This window comes from Exiguobacterium sp. K1, assembly GCF_033721435.1.
Lineage (GTDB): Bacteria > Bacillota > Bacilli > Exiguobacteriales > Exiguobacteriaceae > Exiguobacterium_A > Exiguobacterium_A artemiae.
Genome location: NZ_JAOTIT010000003.1, coordinates 58,336 through 77,908 on the forward strand (window position 1 = coordinate 58,336; position 19,573 = coordinate 77,908).

Annotated in this window: 16 protein-coding genes; 14 read left to right on the plus strand and 2 right to left on the minus strand. The window is 45.8% G+C overall.

Features of this window, described 5'->3' with window-relative positions; translation table 11 throughout:
• Positions 1–30 precede the first annotated feature (30 nt).
• The 8 genes from N7U64_RS07975 to N7U64_RS08010 all read left to right on the plus strand — a co-directional run bounded on the left by N7U64_RS07975 (position 31) and on the right by N7U64_RS08010 (position 6,631).
• Entirely contained in the window at positions 31–918 is an 888-nt protein-coding gene (locus N7U64_RS07975) for an SDR family oxidoreductase (protein WP_012369624.1), read from the plus strand.
• 125 nt (positions 919–1,043) lie between these two features.
• The gene (locus N7U64_RS07980; RefSeq protein WP_318929667.1) at positions 1,044–2,588 is read left to right on the plus strand and encodes a fatty acid--CoA ligase family protein; all 1,545 of its coding nucleotides are present in this window, start codon (positions 1,044–1,046) and stop codon (positions 2,586–2,588) included.
• A 75-nt stretch (positions 2,589–2,663) separates the two neighbouring features.
• Positions 2,664–3,098: a methylglyoxal synthase gene (locus N7U64_RS07985; RefSeq protein ID WP_318929241.1), complete on the plus strand. Its 435-nt coding sequence runs from the start codon at positions 2,664–2,666 to the stop codon at positions 3,096–3,098.
• A 97-nt stretch (positions 3,099–3,195) separates the two neighbouring features.
• Positions 3,196–3,351, plus strand: a complete 156-nt coding sequence (locus N7U64_RS07990) for a hypothetical protein (protein WP_167315838.1) — start codon at positions 3,196–3,198, stop codon at positions 3,349–3,351.
• Between the two features lie 125 nt (positions 3,352–3,476).
• Complete coding sequence (locus N7U64_RS07995) at positions 3,477–4,142, plus strand: response regulator transcription factor (RefSeq protein WP_012369628.1); 666 nt, start codon at positions 3,477–3,479, stop codon at positions 4,140–4,142.
• Positions 4,139–5,512 carry a sensor histidine kinase gene (locus N7U64_RS08000; protein ID WP_012369629.1) on the plus strand — a complete coding sequence of 458 codons (1,374 nt, stop codon included), beginning with the start codon at positions 4,139–4,141 and terminating at the stop codon, positions 5,510–5,512. Before N7U64_RS07995 ends, N7U64_RS08000 begins: the two co-directional genes overlap by 4 nt.
• A gap of 119 nt (positions 5,513–5,631) precedes the next feature.
• Positions 5,632–6,117 (plus strand): competence protein ComK, encoded by a 486-nt coding sequence (locus tag N7U64_RS08005; protein WP_012369630.1) that lies wholly within the window; start codon positions 5,632–5,634, stop codon positions 6,115–6,117.
• A 103-nt stretch (positions 6,118–6,220) separates the two neighbouring features.
• The gene (locus N7U64_RS08010; protein ID WP_318929247.1) at positions 6,221–6,631 is read left to right on the plus strand and encodes a hypothetical protein; all 411 of its coding nucleotides are present in this window, start codon (positions 6,221–6,223) and stop codon (positions 6,629–6,631) included.
• A 100-nt stretch (positions 6,632–6,731) separates the two neighbouring features.
• Here N7U64_RS08010 and N7U64_RS08015 read toward each other — a convergent pair whose 3' ends face one another.
• Positions 6,732–7,073, minus strand: coding sequence for a hypothetical protein (locus N7U64_RS08015; protein ID WP_012369632.1), 342 nt, complete (start codon positions 7,071–7,073; stop codon positions 6,732–6,734).
• A 59-nt stretch (positions 7,074–7,132) separates the two neighbouring features.
• Positions 7,133–7,513 carry a truncated hemoglobin gene (locus N7U64_RS08020; protein ID WP_012369633.1) on the minus strand — a complete coding sequence of 127 codons (381 nt, stop codon included), beginning with the start codon at positions 7,511–7,513 and terminating at the stop codon, positions 7,133–7,135.
• Positions 7,514–7,842: 329 nt separating this feature from the next.
• Between N7U64_RS08020 and addB the strand changes: the two genes are divergently transcribed.
• The 6 genes from addB (at position 7,843) to N7U64_RS08050 (ending at position 19,485) form a co-directional block, all read left to right on the plus strand.
• Positions 7,843–11,274: a helicase-exonuclease AddAB subunit AddB gene (addB, locus tag N7U64_RS08025; protein ID WP_318929250.1), complete on the plus strand. Its 3,432-nt coding sequence runs from the start codon at positions 7,843–7,845 to the stop codon at positions 11,272–11,274.
• Positions 11,271–14,822 (plus strand): helicase-exonuclease AddAB subunit AddA, encoded by a 3,552-nt coding sequence (gene addA, locus N7U64_RS08030; RefSeq protein ID WP_318929252.1) that lies wholly within the window; start codon positions 11,271–11,273, stop codon positions 14,820–14,822. The genes addB and addA overlap by 4 nt, the downstream gene beginning before the upstream one ends.
• Before the next feature lie 147 nt (positions 14,823–14,969).
• Positions 14,970–15,347 (plus strand): response regulator, encoded by a 378-nt coding sequence (locus N7U64_RS08035; protein WP_012369636.1) that lies wholly within the window; start codon positions 14,970–14,972, stop codon positions 15,345–15,347.
• Entirely contained in the window at positions 15,328–17,892 is a 2,565-nt protein-coding gene (locus N7U64_RS08040; RefSeq protein ID WP_318929255.1) for an ATP-binding protein, read from the plus strand. Before N7U64_RS08035 ends, N7U64_RS08040 begins: the two co-directional genes overlap by 20 nt.
• A gap of 62 nt (positions 17,893–17,954) precedes the next feature.
• Complete coding sequence (locus tag N7U64_RS08045) at positions 17,955–18,335, plus strand: DUF1516 family protein (protein WP_290829981.1); 381 nt, start codon at positions 17,955–17,957, stop codon at positions 18,333–18,335.
• 151 nt (positions 18,336–18,486) lie between these two features.
• A complete protein-coding gene (locus tag N7U64_RS08050; RefSeq protein ID WP_012369639.1) occupies positions 18,487–19,485 on the plus strand; it encodes a class I SAM-dependent methyltransferase in 999 nt (332 codons plus the stop codon).
• Positions 19,486–19,573: the final 88 nt, after the last annotated feature.

The following is a 19,573-nucleotide window of genomic DNA, read 5'->3' on the forward strand; positions in this document are numbered from 1 at the left end:
CTATCAACTTGCATAGGGGGAGCTTTTTTCATGGGCTACAATAAAGATAACTTTTTAGAGGGTACATTAAACGACTTCATCAATTTTGAAAAAGTTTCGGAAGGTCTGCCGAAAACGGAAGATCAACAGCCGTTGCCGTATTATGAACGGGATGATTACCGCGCTGCCGGGAAATTAAAAGGAAAAGTCGCGATCGTAACGGGTGGTAATTCAGGAATCGGACGTGCGATCTCAATCGCCTATACATTGGAAGGTGCTAAAATCGTCATTGCATTCTACGGCGATCAGGAAGGCGCAGAGGAAACAAAAGCCCGTCTTGAAGAGCTCGGTGGAGAAGTGTTGCTGTCTCAAGGAGACATCGGAGACGGTGCCTATTGTGAAGAACTTGTCAAAAAAACGATCGACCGTTTTGGTCGTCTTGATATTGTCGTCAACAATGCGAGTATGCAAAAACCGGAAGATTCGTTGCTCGACATCACAGATGAATCGATGGAAAAAACATTCAAAACAAATATTTTCGGAATGATGCGTCTAGCACGGGCAGCCTTGCCTCACTTGACGCTCGGCTCAGCTATCATCAATACGACGTCTTCGACAGCATATGAAGGAAACTCCCTCTTAATTGATTATTCGTCGACGAAAGGAGCCATCGTCAGTTTCACACGCAGTCTGTCGATGAACCTGGCGAAACAGGGGATCCGCGTCAATGCAGTGGCCCCAGGTCCAATCTGGACACCATTGATCACAGATACATTCCCGGATGAATCGGTCAAAACGTTTGGTAAAAACACGCCGATGGATCGTCCCGGACAACCGGCAGAAATGGCTTCCGCTTACGTCTTCTTGGCTTGTAACGACTCGAGTTATATGACGGGTCAAGTCTTGCATCTAAACGGCGGCGTCATCGTTAACGGTTAAAAAGAAAGAACGTGAAAACGTTTCCATAAAATGCTACACTATCCATACAGGCGGACACGTCATGTATGGATTTTTTTTACGCTAAAAATGAACGGTTATTCATTCGAAGGGGGAAGCTAGTTATGATGGGATTGATTCATTCGGTGGAAGAAACGGCTCGGCAACGTCCGGACAGCATCGCCTACGTATTTGAAGATGTCGCAGTCAGTTATCGTGAATTTGTTGAGAAGTTTCACCGGGCAGCCGGAGCACTCGAATCACATGGAATTCGAAAAGGAGATCACGTTGCTCTAATCCTTGGAAACAGTCCGGCTTTTTTAATCGGATATTATGCCGTGATGAAGCAAGGGGCAATTGCGATACCGATCAATCCAACGTATACACCGGATGAGCTCGGTTATATTTTGATGAACGGGGATGTCAAAGGGATTCTCGGAATTGCACCGCTTGTCGAAGCGGCAAAAGAGCGATTGATTCATTTACCGCATCTTGCCGTCGTCGTGTCCGTTCCGTTTAACGGTCAAGTCGGTCCGGAAGAACAGCTTGGAACTATTCAATTTACGACGCTTGAACGTTGGTTGGAGATTGAACATCCGATCGAGGAAGTAACGTATGAAATGGATGAGACAGCCGTCATTCTTTATACGAGCGGGACGACAGGGAAACCAAAAGGAGCGATGTTATCACATCGGAACCTGACTTCGAATGCCCGTTCCATCGGCGAGTACTTAAATGTTTCGGAACAGGATCGGACACTCGCTGTATTACCGATGTTCCATGTTTTTTGTCTGACGGTCGTCGTCAATGCATCGCTTGCACACGGCGCAGCCATTATCATCGCTTCACGTTTTTCACCTCAGGAGACATTTGAACTGGCGAAAAAGGAACAGGTGACGATTTTTGCCGGTGTACCGACCATGTATAATTTCCTGTTGCAGACGGTTAAGGCGCATCTAGAATATACGAGTGCATTTGAATCCATCCGCTTATTCGTATCGGGTGGAGCAAGTCTGCCGGTTCCGTTATTGCAAGCCTTTGACGAAACCTTTAACTGTCATATCCTTGAAGGATATGGTCTGTCAGAAGCTTCTCCCGTCACCTGTTTTAATCCGCTCGACGGCGTGCAAAAGCCGGGCTCGATCGGCCCTTCGATCGTGAATGTTGAAAATAAAGTTGTGGACGAACTCGGGCAGGAAGTTCCGGTCGGACAAGTCGGTGAATTGATTGTCCGTGGACCAAACATCATGACGGGTTATTACAAAATGCCGGAAGAAACACAAGCGACGTTAAAAGAAGGCTGGCTCTATACCGGTGACTTGGCGAGACAGGACGAGGACGGTTACTTCTATATCGTCGACCGGAAAAAAGACATGATTATCGTCGGCGGCTATAATGTCTATCCGCGTGAAGTCGAGGAAGTATTGTACCAGCATCCGAAAGTCGTCGAAGCAGCCGTCATCGGTGTACCGGACGAAGAAATGGGAGAAGCAGTCAAAGCGTTTGTTGTCGTTCGTCAACCATTGACCGAATCGGAAATCATGGACTTCTGTGCCGTTTCACTTGCCAAGTATAAATGTCCAACGCGGATTGAATTCATTGATCAACTGCCGCGAAATACGACCGGTAAGATTTTACGGACAGTTTTGAAAAAACAACCGACCAATTCGTAAATCTACTGTAGAAAAAAGAACTTCAGGTTTCTGAAGTTCTTTTTGTGTGCATATAGGTAAAGAGGGGGAGAGCAAATGAATATTGCCTTAATTGCACACGATGAGAAAAAAGACGAGATGATGATGTTTACACGGGCATATGAAGCCTACTTTGCCAAAAATACCTTATATGCCACGGGTACGACAGGGCAACGGATCATGGAGGCGACCGCATTGACGGTCCACCGCTGTAAGTCGGGACCGCTCGGCGGCGATCAGGAAATCGGGGCGATGGTTGCCCGTGGAGAAATTGATATCGTCATTTTTTTGCGGGACCCACTGACCGCCCAACCCCACGAACCGGACGTATCGGCGTTAATTCGTTTGTGTGATGTTTACGATTTGCCGCTTGCGACAAATGTCGGAACCGCCGAAATTTTGATAAACGGATTGGAACAGGGAGAGTTTCAATGGCGGGAAATCATTCGGAAACGTCATGAAGAAGAACAGCGGAAATTTTTAAACGATTAATTCTCTGAGAATGCTTCTCATTTTCTATCAGGCGTGATATAGTCATCTTGAGGATGATACTGATTATCAATTGCGATAGAAAAGGGTGGCGAAAACAATGGAGATTATTTTAATGACTGGTGTGACCGTCTTGCTTGGTGGCGGTGTCACGTTCCTGACACACATCGTGAAAACGGAACGTCGTCATGTATCAGCAAATACAAAAACACAGGTAGAACGTGCGACATATCCATCGTTGCGCCTTGTAAAATAATTAAGTCTAACGTACGCCGCTCTTTTCTTTAGAAAAGAGCGTTTTTTTGTATAATTTTAGATTCTCCCATAATTCTGCGGAAATCCTTTGTTACACTGAAAAAAAGAACTTAAGCAGGAGTGATGATGATGCATACGATTTATTTAGTTGACGATGAAGTGAACTTGAACCGCGTCTTGGTCAAGTATTTGGAACAGGAAGGCTGGCAAGTAAAATCGTTTACGTCCGGGGAAGCGGCAGCATCCGCCATCATTGAAAAACCTGATTTATGGATCCTTGATATCATGTTACCGGACCTCGACGGGTTTCAATTGATCAAACGGATTAAAGCCCACGACGAAACCACACCGGTCATCTTTATCTCAGCCCGGGATGAAGACATCGATAAAATCATCGGTCTTGAGATGGGATCGGATGATTACATCGCAAAACCGTTTTTGCCGCGTGAACTCGTCATTCGTGTAAAGAAAATTTTAGCACGGGCATATGCGACTCCTAAAACTGGTCTCATCCGGTATGGAGACTACACGATTTATCCGGAAAAACGAATCATCGAAGAAAATGGTCAGGAAATTGATTTGACCTCAAAAGAATATGATTTATTGATTCTGTTTGCTACGCAAATCGGAACACCGATGTCGCGGGAACAAATTTTAGTGAGCGTCTGGGGAGACGATTACTTTGGATCGGATCGTGTCGTCGATGACCTTGTCCGACGGGTCCGAAAAAAACTTTCCAAATTGGAACTTGAAACCATTTACGGGATTGGATACCGTCTGGTGGCTGCATGAAAAATCGGAGTCTGGGTTTTCAAATCTGGGCGATGTTCCTGCTCGTCATTGCAACACTCTCCATTGTCATATTAATCGTCATGCGCTCATCGATTGGTAATTTCATTGATGAGCAAGTTTATGCGACGTTAGAAAACAGTGAAGTCTTTTTCTCGGAAGATGCCTCTGTCATCGAGATGTTACAAGACAATCCGATTGAATTCGATCGACGGAAACAGGAATCACGCTCTGTCAATGTCTTATTGTTATCGAAAAATGGAAAGTTGTATTATGGCGGGGCACCGCAACAGCTGGTCAATCAAATGTATCGTGATGCGATTGACCAGGAAAAAGAAATGCAAAAATATACGACCCGTCTGGATAAAGAGGATGTTTACTACAGCATCTTAAAGATGGAGATTAAAGGCGAGACCTATTACCGTGTTTCGTACGTCTGGGATGCATATCGCCAGGAACTGATCACGCAGTTATTTTCGAAAATCGGTTGGGTGGTCGCAATTGTCAGCATCCTGACCTTGTTTATCGCCTTTTGGCTTGCCAGACGATTGACCCATCCTTTAATCGAGATTGAGCGGGCGGTCGGCAAGATAGCGGCACAGAAGTGGGATACGCCTCTTCCTCTTGATCGCGGTGATGAAATCGGACGATTGGCCCGGTCAGTCGACGCAATGCGAATGGATTTGGAAAAACAGGATAAAGCGCAAAAATCCCTGCTTCAAAATATCTCACATGATCTGAAAACGCCGATCATGGTCATTCGCAGTTACGCCCAGTCGATTTCGGACGGAATTTATCCGGACGGTGATTTGACAGGTTCTGTTTCCGTCATCGAAGAGGAAGCAGAACGCTTGGAGAAAAAAGTCGCGGCCTTGTTGTATGTAACGAAACTCGATTATTTTGAACTGGATCGTTCAACATGGGATCATGTCGATCTGGACCGGATGGTTCATTTGCTTCAAAAACGGTTTGTCGGAACAAAAGCACTGACGTGGAAAATCACTGGCGAAGCGGGCATCGTGTTAGGGGAAGGGGAACAATTGCGTGTGGCTCTGGAAAATGTGCTGGATAATGCGATTCGTTATGCGGAGTCGACCATTGAAATTCGCCTTTCCGGTACCCGGCAGACGGCTACTGTTGAAATTTTGAATGACGGTCCGCCGTTAGAAGCGTCTTCTCCGCTATTCCATCAATTTTCACGCGGAAAAGAAGGTAAGTTTGGGCTTGGATTATATATCGTCAAACGGATTGTCGAACGGCATGAAGGAGAAGTGACGATTGAAAATCTCATTGCGGGAAATGAACAAAATAAAGTTTGTGTGAAATTTAATTTTCCACGACATTTTCAGGAAGAATCGTCCGGAAAAAAATAAGATCTTAAAAAACGAGATAGTCATATCTCGTTTTTTATTTTGGGAAATAATGAGAATGTCCAAACGAAGTCATGTGGAATTTGATATAACGATACTAATACAAGAAGGGAGAAATCAGGATGCGACATAAAATTACAGAAGAAACATTGGCCCTCGTACCGAAATATGGTCCATACGGGGAACCGCAAACCTTACTTATTCAAGAACAGTCGGAAGTCGTGTTAGAAGGCCATCCGATTAAGCTGATTGAAGAATCCTGTTTATATTTTGGTTCATCTATGCGCGGAAGAATCGAAGCGGCTCGACATATCCTGGGACCGAATCGAAAGACACCGGTTTTGATTGATTGGAAGGCGCAAACGATTTTCTTCCCGACGACCGCAAAAGAGAAGGCGGAATGTATTTGGATCAATTTTAAACAGATGAAGACTGTTCAAAAAAAGGGGAATACTGTTCAAGTGGAGTTTCAAACAGGACAACGGATTGATACGGATGCCTCGGCCTACAGTATCGAACGACAACGGATCAAGACGTTGGAACTGGCGTATGAAATGCAACGGAGATTTCAGGAAGAACGGCCGATGACGTTTAATAAAGCGCGATAAGTGGAACATTCTAACAGGAATCACTACGTAACACAGCGAATAAACAGTAAGGTGCGAGAGAGAGAATTAAAGGGAGGTGAAGCGGTCGAAAGACCGCTGCACAATGAATGAATCATACGAATGGTTAAACCGAAGAAAACTACAACCCGGATTTGGTGTGAACGGCGGCCGTCGTTTCATCAGTTCACGTATCGTCCGACCGGAAAATACACCGGGGAAACGCATCAAAGGCATTAAACGTGCCCGTCAGCTTGTCGTCGATGAGTCAGGAAATCGACGTTGGGTGACAAAACGAATCGTCGTAACGGATGCTGCAAAACACATGACAATCAATCGTCGCGCATCAGTTACCCAAAAAGAAGTCACGGAATCCCGCCTGGAACAAGTAAAACAAAAATTGACGTCGAAAAAAGTCCTTTTACCTGTTTTGGCAGCAACAGGACTGGCAGTTGCCGGCGGAGTGCTTGCTTACGTCATGCGCCGTAAAAAACGAAATATAAAAGAACAACTATAATCTGAAGCGGACGACACGTTGTCCGCCTACAGCAAAAGCCGTGCTCTCCCCATGAATACATGAGGATGACACGGCTTTTATATGAGGAAGACGGCAGCTCTTACAAGAAACGTTTGCGAATCGATGTCGCAAGCGCCTTCTCTGAAATTTCTTCCAGTTCTGTTTGGTTCGTCGGATCAAAACTGTCATTGTAGAATCGGCCGACAAATTCAACCCGGTCATAGTCCAGTTCTTTGAAAATCAAATGTTTATGATCGTCGTAGAAGACAACCCGGTAATAATCAGATCCACGTTCGAGCGTTACGAGTGCCCGAATGTGTTCTAAGCGTTTTTGTTCGTCAGACTTTTCTTCTTCGACCGGTTCTTCTGTCGCTTTGGCTGCTTCAGCCTGTTCGAGTGCGCTTTTTACTAATTCACTCTTTTTATCTTGTTCTTCAGTCATGGTTATCGCCTCCAGTTTTTATTTTACCTTGAAATGTACCGATGAGAAAGAAAAATCCCTTATCGATTCTGATGAGCATCACAAATCCGGAGAACATTGAGTGCACCGATTCGTAAACGTTCGATTAAACGCGTCGCGGCCTCTGAATCAGAAATGGTCTCTTCGATGGTCATCGTCATCAGTTCAATCCACCGGATGGCATGTACTTCCGTGATAGGCAATAGACGATGAATCATGGCAAGATTCATTCGTTCATCATATGATTCATATTGTTTCGGACCACCTGTAAGTTGAATTAAAAACCGGGTTTGCGCCTGTTCAACCTGCCGGCGGTCGGATGGGAATAAAGGACGGAGAAGATGATCTGCATACACACGCTCGTAAAAGCGTGCGACGAGCTGTTCGATTGCTTGTTTTTGACCAAGGTCTTCATAAAGCATGTCTGTCCCTCTTTCTGTTCAGTCTGATGAAGACAACCATTATCTCAATCTTTACCCGATTTTTGCAACTCCATACAAAGCAATTGACAAATGATTCAAACTGAATAAAACGAGCACAGAAAGAAAAAATGTAATCTCAATTTAAAACGGACGTTTGTTCGTATTTGTGAGATAATCATACATATGCTACGTCTTGCACGCGGGGGCTTTTCTGCTACTTTCAACACTCATTTGATATGGGGAGAAAAAAACAGAATAAAACGCCTCAATACTAATTTAAAGGAGGTGGAGATCAGTTTACAACCATGGGTGTAGGCTGATCTGGCAGAATGAATTACATGCATTTAGGTCGTGCCGGTACCGGTAAGACAACACAATTAATTGAACGGGTCATCGATCAACTGACCGAACAACCGCTTGGTCCATCGATCTATTTCATCGTACCGGATCAGATGTCTTTTGAGATGGAACGGCGTATTGCGACGGATCCCCGGCTGTCCGGTCTTGTCCGGATGGAAGTCATGAGTTTACGCCGGTTTGCGTTCCACATGATCCGGGATTACGGAAACCAGGCGATTCCGTTTTTAGATGAAACGGGGACACAACTACTATTACGCCAAGTTGTTGAAGAGGCGGAAGAAGAGTTGAAAATCTTTAAACGGACGAAAAATATGCCCGGCTTTTACAAAGGATTAGACGAATTGATTGCCTCGTTTAAACGTTCTTTAGTGAATCCGGATATGCTACGTCAAATCAGTGGAGCGTCACCGGAACGCTCACCGAAATTAAATGATTTAGCCCTGATTTATGAACGTTTTACCGAGCGTATTTCAAACAAGGCGCTTCATGCCGATGATTATTTTACGACCTTGATTGAGCTGTTGCCAAAAGCTGATTTAAGCGACGTTTCTGTATTCGTGGACGGTTTTTATGAATTTTCGTTGCAGGAACAGCAAGTTTTGCTCCGATTGATGGAATTGACGAAAGACATGCACCTGAGCTTTACACTCGATGTCGAAGACGTTTATACAAAACAGTCTGAGTTTGGAGTTTCACAACGCTGTTACATGCAGTTGATTGAACAGATGAAAGAGCGGCAGATTGCGCATGAAGACATTTATTACGGACAGACCGTTAAATTTCAGAGCACAGGCTTGCGGATGCTCGAACAAGCACTTTTGTCGCCCGGCTATCCGGCAACGGATGAAGAGGTGACCGGAGTGACGGTTTCTGCTGCCGTCAACCGTCAAGTCGAGACGGAAGCCGCCGTCAGAAAGGCCATTCAACTCGTGCGTCAGGACGGATATCGTTTTAATGATATCGCTTTTCTTGTCCGGCACCTGGAGCCATACGCCGATCACTTGGAACGCGCTTTTCAACTGTATGATATTCCGTACTTTTTGGATCAACGGGAATCGATGGTGCATCACCCGATCGTCGAATTAGTCCATGCTGTCCTCGAAATCGTGATGACGGGTTACCGGGAAGAGTCTGTTTTTCGTCTGCTGAAAACAGAACTGATTCCACTTCCGGCAGAAGATCCGCGGTTAGCACTTGATCGCCTAGAGACATTTGTGCTGGAGCGCGGAATCAAGGGTTCGATGTGGAAAAAACCATGGCAACTGAAGCGGCGTTTAGCCGATGAAATCAGTTTGACGGATGCGGAATTACAAGAGGAACTCGAACTGAACGAATGGCGTCAATTCCTGGTCGAGGCAATCAAACCACTTGAAAAACGATTTAAATCCTCTAAGACCATGAGTGAATATACACGCGCTTTGTACCGCTTCCTGGAAGAACATCATGTGACAGACCGGTTGACGGCGTGGAAGCAACAAGCGCTTGAAGTCAACGAACTCAATCAGGCACGTGAGCATGATCAAGTGTATGAAGCTGTACTGCATCTCTTTGAACAGCTGGAAGCTGCGGCACCTGAAGCTACGTTGACAACGGAACTGTTTGTCCAAATGGTCGAGACCGGGCTTGAAAGTCTCCGCTTCTCACTAGTTCCCCCTTCGCTCGATCAAGTGATTGCAACGGATTACGTCCGGGGGCGTTTACAACAGGTCAAAGTGGTCTTTTTACTCGGTGCCAATGACGGATTGATTCCACTTGTGGAAGACCAGTCTAAACTATTGTCAGAAGGAGATCATGACTTTCTGCATGATCAGGGCATTCCGGTAGGCAAAGCATCGTTGGATGTATTTGACGACGAATTGTATTACCTCTATCAAGGGGTGACGGCACCAAGTGAGGCTTTGCATATCAGTTATGCACTTGTGGATGAGGACGGAAAGGCGCTTCAGCCGGCATCAATCGTTAAGCAGATCAAACATCAACTGTTGCAGGATCGTCCGGTAAAAACATATTTTGCAGAAGCAGGGGATCATGCGCCGGATGATCAGCTTCAGTTCGTGACGAGTCCGGAACGGGCGGCAGCGGCTGCGGCAATCGAGTTGAGACGGCTGCAACGTCGTTATCCGATTCAACCGTCCTGGTTTGATGTGTATAATCGGTTGCTAGAAAACGGACGGGGCCGCGAACGGATGGCCCTGTTCTCCAATGCCTTGTTTTATCAAAACCAGGCAGAACCGTTGCCAGAGGATCTGGCACGCAATCTGTACGGTGACACGATCAAAGCCAGCGTCTCCCGCTTTGAGACCTACAACGCCTGTTCTTATAAACACTTTGCCCGGTACGGACTGCGGTTAAAAGAACGGAAATTATACAAATTTGAAGCACCGGATATCGGCAACTTGTTCCACGGAGCGCTCAATGATTTATCGATGAACATCAAAGCCTCGGGGAAACGTTGGCGTGAACTGGATGACCAATCGTGCAGCAATCTCGCGAAAGAAGCTGTCGAGAAAGTGACACCGGAAATTCAAAATGCGATTTTGATGAGTTCGAATCGTTTTGGTTACATCAAGAAAAAATTAACGGATGTCGTCGAGCAGACAGCCAAAATGCTTGTTAAACAAGCGGAACGTTCCGAGTTCGAACCTGATTTGTTTGAAATCAGTTTTGGGAACGCCATGTTCCCGCCGCTTCGATTTACCTTACCGGACGGCACCGAAATTGAATTTACAGGCCGGATTGACCGTGTCGATCAGGCGACGATCGGCGATCAATTATACGTTCGGGTCGTCGATTATAAATCGAGCGCCAAAGAGCTGGATTTTGCCGAAATCTATTATGGACTGGCGATTCAAATGCTGCTATATCTAAAAACGGTCGTTGAACAGTCGGAAGTTTTATTTAATCAGCAGGCTAAACCGGCCGGGGCGCTGTACTTCCACGTCAAAAATCCGATGATGCGCGGAGATTTGTCGGCGGACGAAATCGAACGGAACCGGTTATTGCTCGAGTCGTACCAAATGCAAGGGGTTATCGTTGAAAATGATGAAGTATTACGGGCGATGGATCAGATTGCGTACGATGAACGTAAAAAATCGCCGCTCGTCAAAGTAACATTCACCAAAACCGGTCTTCATAAGTCACATACGAAAGGTGTCGTCAAAGAGGAAGAATTGACGGCGTTAATGGATCATGCCTGGGATGAGTTGAAGACGAGCAGTCAATCGATGTATGCAGGAGACATTGCGATTGATCCGTTTGATTACCAGGAGCGGACGCCTTGTACATTCTGCGAGTATCGTTCCGTCTGCCAGTTTGATCAATCTCTCGGAAACGACTACCGGCAATTAAATCCGTTGTCGGAAAAAGAAGTCTTGGAACGGTTGAAGGAGGAGACGGAATGAGTGTGCATTGGACGGATGAACAGCAACGGGCAATCGATGCGAGAGGCGGGCATATTTTAGTATCCGCCGCCGCCGGTTCCGGAAAAACAGCAGTATTAGTGGAACGGTTGACGCAACGTGTCATCAATCAGGAGGATCCATTGACAGCGGACCGAATTCTGGTCGCGACGTTTACGAACGCGGCAGCAAAAGAGATGAAGACGCGTGTCATCGAAGCCATCGAAGCGAAAATCAAAGTGTCCCCGGATGATCTTTATTTAAAGAAACAACGGCAAATGATGAATCGTGCTCAAATTACGACCATTCATTCTTTTTGTTTATCGATTTTACGTGAAAACTATTACCGGATTGGTCTTGATCCGGCGTTTCGGATTGCCGAGGAAGCAGAGTTGTTGTTGTTGCAGGATGACGTGTTGGAGGAAGTGTTTGAGAGCTTCTATGCTTCGGCAGATCCGGCATTTTATGAACTGATTGATAGCTATACGTCGGATCGGGACGATCAGGCGATGTTGACACTTATTTCAAATTTATACCGTTTTTCTCGATCACTTCCGGATCCGGAAGCATTTTATGACCATTTGATTGCTCAATACGATCAACCGATTGACCCGGATGAATCCAGTTTGTTGACACGATTATTTGAACTGGAATGGGAACGGGTCGGCCCGGTCATTAATCGGTATATGGAATTATCGTATCGCCTGCGGCAGTCCGGATACGACGAGATGGCAGATATGTTAATGCAGGATGTCGACCCGGTCCGACGGATTAATCCGGAACAGGATCGTTGGACTACCGTTGCCCTGGCTTTTCAAGCTGTCGAATTCGGCCGTTGGAAAGGAATACGTGGAGACGAGGAGATGAAAAAATTTCAGACAGAGCGCACGCGTCTTGTCAGTGACCTCAAAAAAATGCGGGACTTGTTTGTTGAGAAAGACGGGGTTGATTATCTGGAAGATTTACGTTCGCAACTGGGACATGTCGAGATGATTGTCACGCTTGTTCGCAGTTTCTCGACAGCTTATCTCGAAGCGAAGCAACAGCGGGGAATCGTAGATTTTTCCGATCTTGAACATTTTGCATTAGCAATCCTGGAAGAAAACGGCGAGCCGACGGATGTCGCCCGTCTTCTTCAAGAACGTTTCATCGAAGTGTTAGTCGATGAGTATCAGGATACAAACGAAGTACAGGAACGAATCCTGCGACTTGTCTCCAAATCAGATGAAGCCACCGGCAATCTGTTTATGGTTGGCGACGTCAAACAATCGATTTATAAATTCCGTCATGCCGAACCGGGATTATTTTTGAATAAGTTTAAACGATTCCAACAAACCGAAGTCGGGACACGCATTGATTTGACGAAAAATTTCCGGAGCCGTTTGGAAGTCTTGAATGGAACCAATCATATTTTCCGTCAAGTCATGGACGAAGCCGTCGGAGAAATTGATTATGATGAAGCGGCTTACTTGCGGTTAGGGAATCTTGGGTATGTTGATTCGACTCAAGTTGATCCCGAACTACTGTTAGTCGATCAGACCGATACAAACAAAGAGGAACTCGAAGCGCAAGTCATAGCGACACGGATCATCGAGATGGTAAACGATGAGAATCCGTATCTCGTCTTTGATGCGAAACAAAAACGATTCCGGAAGTGCGAATACCGTGATATCGTCGTCCTCGTCCGATCGAGGGGAAAACGGGTTCAGGCACTCGTTGACGTTTTTGAACAATATGAACTTCCGGTTTATGCGGATACAACGGGCGGCTATTTCCAAGCAACTGAGATTCAAATCATGATGTCGCTGCTCAAGACAATCGATAATCCGTTGCAAGACATCCCGTTCGCGAGTGTCTTGCGGTCACCGATTTTCGGTTTGACGGATCGGGATCTAGGTCGAATTCGTGCTAAATCAAAAGACGGGTCGTTTTACGAAGCCGCTATACTTGTGGCGAAAGAACAGACACCGCTCGGTTTGCGTGTCGATGAAGCGCTTAATCAACTGCACCACTGGCGGACGGAAGCACGCGGAAAGTCGCTCGCAAGTCTGATCCGTTCCTTGTTTGATCAGACTGGCTACTTCGAATACGTCGGTTGTCTGAACGGCGGACGGAGCCGACAGGCGAATTTAAATGCTTTGTATGAACGCGCCCATCAGTATGAGGCGTCCGGCTACCGGGGATTATACCGTTTCTTGCGTCTGATTCATCGTTTAGTCGAACGCGGGGAAGATTTTTCGGAAGCCCGGTCGTTAGGTGAGGACGAAGATGTCGTCCGGATCATGACGATCCATCAATCGAAAGGACTGGAGTTCCCGGTAACGATTGTCAGCCAGTTAGGCAAGCAGTTTAATAAACAAGATCAAATTCAGGCAATCCAGCTCCACAAGACGTATGGTATTGCCCTTGATGCCATTGATCCTGTCAAACGCCTGCGTTCCGGTACGCTTCTCAAAGAAGTCATCCGTCGGGAAATGGATCGGGAAATGAAGGCGGAAGAGATGCGTGTTCTCTACGTCGCGATGACACGGGCGAAGGAAAAGCTGATTCTTGTCGGAGCGATTAAAGGTCTGGAAGATCAATTGATCAAATGGCAGGATCAACCGCTGGATGAACTTTTGTTGCCGGAAATGGATCGGCGGAATGCCAAGACATATGCGGACTGGGTAGCACCAGCCGTCCTGCGCAATTTCTTATTGAGCGAAGAGGGGCCGCGCTGGTCATTTCGGATCATCGCGCTCGATGAGATTGCCCCGTATCAAGAACTGACCAAGATGGTCGAACAACTTGAACATGTCCGTGTTCTTGAAAAAATTGATCATGCCGGTGACGAGACGCTGAATACTCAAATTGAAGCTGCTTTTGCATATCAATATCCGTATCAAGTCGCAACAGATACCGCGGCGAAACAAACCGTGACAGAGTTGAAACGGACAGAACAGTTAGAACGAGCTGCCTTTGAGTCGACACATCGTCAGTCGACCTATTACCGGACTCCGCAATTTTTAGGTCCGACCTTGACCGGTGCCGAACGTGGAACGGTTCTGCATTTAGCGATGCAGCTTTACGAATCCGGTCGTTCGTTTGAGGAACAGATTCTCGACTGGGAACAGGCGGAACGTATTTCGAGTCTCGAGGCACAGACGATGCGGGAAGCTATTCCTGAACTAACGACGTTCCTTGCCTCTGATACCGGACAGTTATTTGAGCAACGTCTTCTGGCAGGGGAAGTTTACCGGGAACTCCCCTTCACCTATAAGATCGATTCAGCCCGATTCCGGTCCGATTGGCACGGTCCGAGTGATCAAGCCGTCATGCAAGGGATTGTCGACTGCCTGATTCGAGACGGAGACACATATATTCTGCTGGATTATAAATCGGACCAGGTCTTTGAAACGACCGACAATCAAAATCAAGCTGAAGTGTTGCGGACACGTTATGCGACCCAGTTAAATTTATATCAAGAGGCACTGGAAGCCATCCTGCACATCCGGATCAGCCGGAAACTGATTTATGCGTTTGCTCTTCATGAAGTGATTGAAATTTACTGATGATCTTTCGTCTGAAGAATCGATTCTGTCACATATTCAGTGAGCAGAACCGATTCGTCAGACGATTTTCATTTCTAAATATGAAAGAACTGTGTAAAATGAAAAGGTATGTAAAAGAATAACCGGATACCATAGGAGGTTTTATAGATGGCACGGATTTTATTAGCGGAAGATGAAGATGTATTACGTATGCTGGTGCTCGATACGTTAGAAGACGAAGGGTATACGATTGACGAAGCGACAGATGGTGATGAAGCGTATCAGAAAATCATGAGTCAGCATTACGATCTTGTCTTACTGGATTATATGATGCCTGGAATGACCGGAATCGAAGTCATCGAAAAAGTACGACGTCATCCAGATAAACAAAATTTAAAAATCATGATGTTGACAGCAAAAAGTCAACAATCTGACCGGGAACGGGCGGAAGAAATCGGAGCCAATTATTTCTTCTCGAAACCATTCAGTCCACTCGAATTGATTGATGTCGTAGGAGGAATATTGAGTGATCATCCAGTGGATTAATCGAAAAATCGGACGCCAGTTAATGGCTTCCTTTTATATCGTGTTAACGACACTTATGATTTCTTCGCTGGTTGTCTATACGTATACGGATACAAAATTGCAGGAAACCCGATTGAAACTGGAAGACATCAGAGAGCGCAGCGCCCGTGCGGGTGCACTATGGGAAGAATGGCAGGATTTGCAGTTCAACATGCGGGGTTATGCGCTGATTGGTGATCAGGATATTTACCAGAAGATGATCAACCAACGCAAAACGATTGATGAGCAGACACGTTGGTTTGAAGAAAATGCGATTTATCAGCAAGGAAAAGATTATGCGCGTTCTTCACGTGAACTCTATGCTTATTACTTCGAAGCGATTTTGCCGTTGATTCAATCGTATGTGGAAGCGAAGTCATCCGGAACAGTCACGGAATCCTTTTTGGAAGGGAAGACATTAACATCGTTGCCGCTCGGTAAAGAATTGCTGGCAAATGGACAAATCAAATTAGACGCTTCCGGAAACATTGATGTGTTATCGGAAATCAACAAAAGCGAGTTGGCGCTTGGCGGGTATCGCGACTTCCTCGAAGACTGGTCGGAAAAAACGAGCCGTCAGTTGGAACAGGAAATTCAGACGACCCAACTAATTTGGCTGTCGAACATCATCGTATTAGTCGGGGTCTTGATTTTCTTCGTCTATCCGTTCATCCGGAAAATTACGGCAGAACTGTTGTCACTCGTTAAAAACAGCCAGCGTCTAGCCGGCGGCGAAGATATCAAACATGTCAAAGTATCCGGACGGAAAGATGAAATCGGAATTCTGGCTTTGTCATTCAATCAAATGGCAAGTTCCATCTCAGATAATAAACAGCATCTCTTGGCTAAAAATGAAGAACTGCAGGCGCAACAGGAAGAATTGCAGGCACAGCAGGAAGAACTGCAGGCGCAACAACAGGAACTTGAGGAAGCGCTTGAGTTAACGATGCGGAATGAACAACATCTGCAATATCGCAATGATTTGACGGAAACGTTGGCAGCTCGGGAAGCCTTGACAGCATATCCGGAAATTATTGAAAAGCTGATTGCCATTACGGATTCCGAAATCGGAGCCCTTGTGTTTGTCGATGAAGGATCTGCGTATTCGATCGTAACGCACGGGATGACGGAAGAACTGTCAGAACGATTGCTCGGAAGTGATCTGTCTTTGTTGAAACGTGCGGAGTCATTAAAAAAAGCCGTTCATTCCTCGAAGCAAGTCGCGAGCGATCATCCGTTGCCGTATCCGTACTATATGTATGAGACGGCAGTTCCAATTTTTGATCCGGCATCGGAAGAAGCCATTGCATTCATTTATCTTGTCCGTTACCGGGATCAGTTTACGAATGAACAGATGCGCGATATCATGTCGTTTTCACGCCAGTTGTCTCTTTCCTTGTTGCGAATGCGATTATTTGATGAGATGAACCGTGAAAAAACAAAAACCGAACGCATTTTGGATTCAATCCGCGAAGCGGTCATCTATATTGAACCGGGAAAAGACGAAGTGTTCGTCAATCGTCCGCTGTACGATCTATTTCCGGAGCTTCAATATGGCGCGGCCAAAAACGAAACGCTGCAAGGATGCCTTAATACGATTCGTGCGGTTGTCGATGAACCTGAAATCTTTGCCCGGTACATGGAAGGTATTTTACGAGGGGAAGTTCCGAAGGACAGTCTGCAATTTTCGATCCATCAGCAAGTCGTATTCATTCAATTTTATGTGGAAACGATTGAAGTGGAAGGGATCCGGAAAGGGACAATGCTTGTCTTGCGTGATGTGACGAAGGAAACCGAGATGGACCGTCTGAAATCGGAACTGGTTTCGACCGTTTCGCATGAACTGCGGACACCGTTATCCTCGATCTACGGTTTTACGGAACTGATGTTGAATCGGAAGATGGATCTTTCGAAACAAGATAAGTATTTAAAAACCATTCACTCGGAAACGGAACGTTTATCGAATCTCGTCAATGATTTTTTGGATGTCCAACGGATGGAAGCGAGAATTCAATCCTATCAAAAAGGACTACTGAATCTACAACCGCTTTTAGAAGAAACGACGCAATTCTACGCGGCATCAACAACGAATCATACGATCACGTTCCGTTCCCTGACCGATGCTTGTCCTCTGATTGAAGCGGATGAGGAAAAAATGAAGCAACTGATGAATAATCTGTTGAACAATGCTGTCAAGTACTCTCCGTTCGGGGGTAACATCGAGGTCGTGTTGGAAGCGGACCATCATCATGTCCAGTTTGCAGTACGGGATGAAGGAATCGGGATTCCGAAGTCTGCCTTGGCGAAGCTATTCGATAAATTTTACCGGGTCGATAATTCGGACAGCCGGAAAATTGGCGGAACCGGTCTTGGTCTTGCTATCTGTAAAGAAATCGTCGAAGGACATGATGGAGAGATTACAGTCGAGTCGGTCGAAAAGCAGGGAAGCACGTTTACTGTCAAGCTGCCGCAGAGTGTTCAGGAATACATGGTTGTTCCTGACGGACTTGATATGTCGGAAAAATAATACTATGTCTGAAGTGAAAAATCAGATACGATGAATGAAGAATGAACAAAGGGGGAAATCAAATGCCGATTACTGCATTTGTACACACACACGTTTTATTATGGGTTTTACTGCTTGTTACATTTTTTGTTGCGTTCTCGATGTATAAGAACGGAAAAAGTGCTGCCAAAGGCGTTCACATGGCATTCCGTCTCTTATTGCTCTTGACGTTTGGGACGGGTCTTTATCTCTACATCACGATCATGGGACAGTCTGCTAATCCGGATGGCTTGTACCATGCGAAAATCACAGCCGGTCTGCTTGTCCTGATTTTTGGAGAACTGACACTTGTTCGTCTTAAGAAAGGGAAATCCTATTCCGGTTTCCTGCTTGGATTTGCGGTACTCGTCCTCGTAACGATTTTCCTTGGATATTCGTTACCGTACGGTATGCAATTCTTTTAATCCGACCCAGGTCAATCATCAATCAGACAATCCGTTTGGTCGGATTACACACACGTTACTCGTCATAAAGAGGAACGTGTGTTTTTTTGTGTTTACAAACTGTTGTTATTTGGGAAAAGGGATATATTACGCAGTCGAGAGGGGAACGCTTGTGGCACAGTTGAAAGAATGGACGAAAGTTTTCCGGGCAAGAAAGTGGATGAAACGAGCTGAACCTGTTTTACCTTTATGGCATGGTTACATCGGGTATAAATACGGTCTCTTTGATGTATTAGGATCAGGGGCGACGCAAGCTGAGGCTCAGGTTCGTCTCAAGCAACCATTGACTACAGAAGCCTTATCCCGTTGGTTTGAAGTCGGATTGGCGGTAGGACATCTGAAAAAGAAAGACTTACGATATACAGCGACACGTCACGTATTGCCGGAATTATCGAAAACAGATGAAAGAAGTATCGGTTTTATGTTATCCGAATTGATGGAACTGCATCTGCCTGCGTTGTTCTCTTATCCACAATTTTTGGAACATGGCCAGCAGAAAAAGTTCGATGGGGAAGAACACGGCGATATTGTGGCAGAAACATCCGCATTAGTGGAGACCGTTGCGTTTCCTGCCGTCCGTCATATCATCCGCAGTCAAAACGTGACATCATTGCTAGACATCGGCTGTGCTTACGGCGGTTACTTACGTAAAATTCACGAAGCTTTGCCTGAACTGCGACTGGCAGGAATTGATATTGAGGAATCGGTCATCGCGGAAGCGAAACGGCGGGATACGACCGGTGAAATCGACTTTACTGTCGGTGACATTAAAACTTTTGATGTCAAAGAAACATATGACGGCGTCATGATGAATAACATCTTGTATTATTTCCCGAAGGAAGAACGTCTTCGTCTTCTCGAGGGGGTCCGGCGTTTTGTTAAGGATGACGGGACGGTCATTTTAGTCACGCCATTACGTGGCAGTGAACACGGTGCGCCATTCTCTGCCGCATTCAATGCGTTCATGACGTTACATGAAAATCTTTATCCGTTGCCGGGTAAAGAAGAACTAACAGAACAACTTCATGCTGCAGGTTTTAAAAATGTGTCGATTTCACCATTTTTAAAAGAAGGAGCCTGGTATATTGTGACTGCAAACGCCACTTCCTAAGGGAAGCTTGGCGTTTTTACAGTTTTAGGGCAGTTCAAATTTGTGGGGAGTAGTATGTGATTAGTATAATAGTTAAAACGAGTAGAGA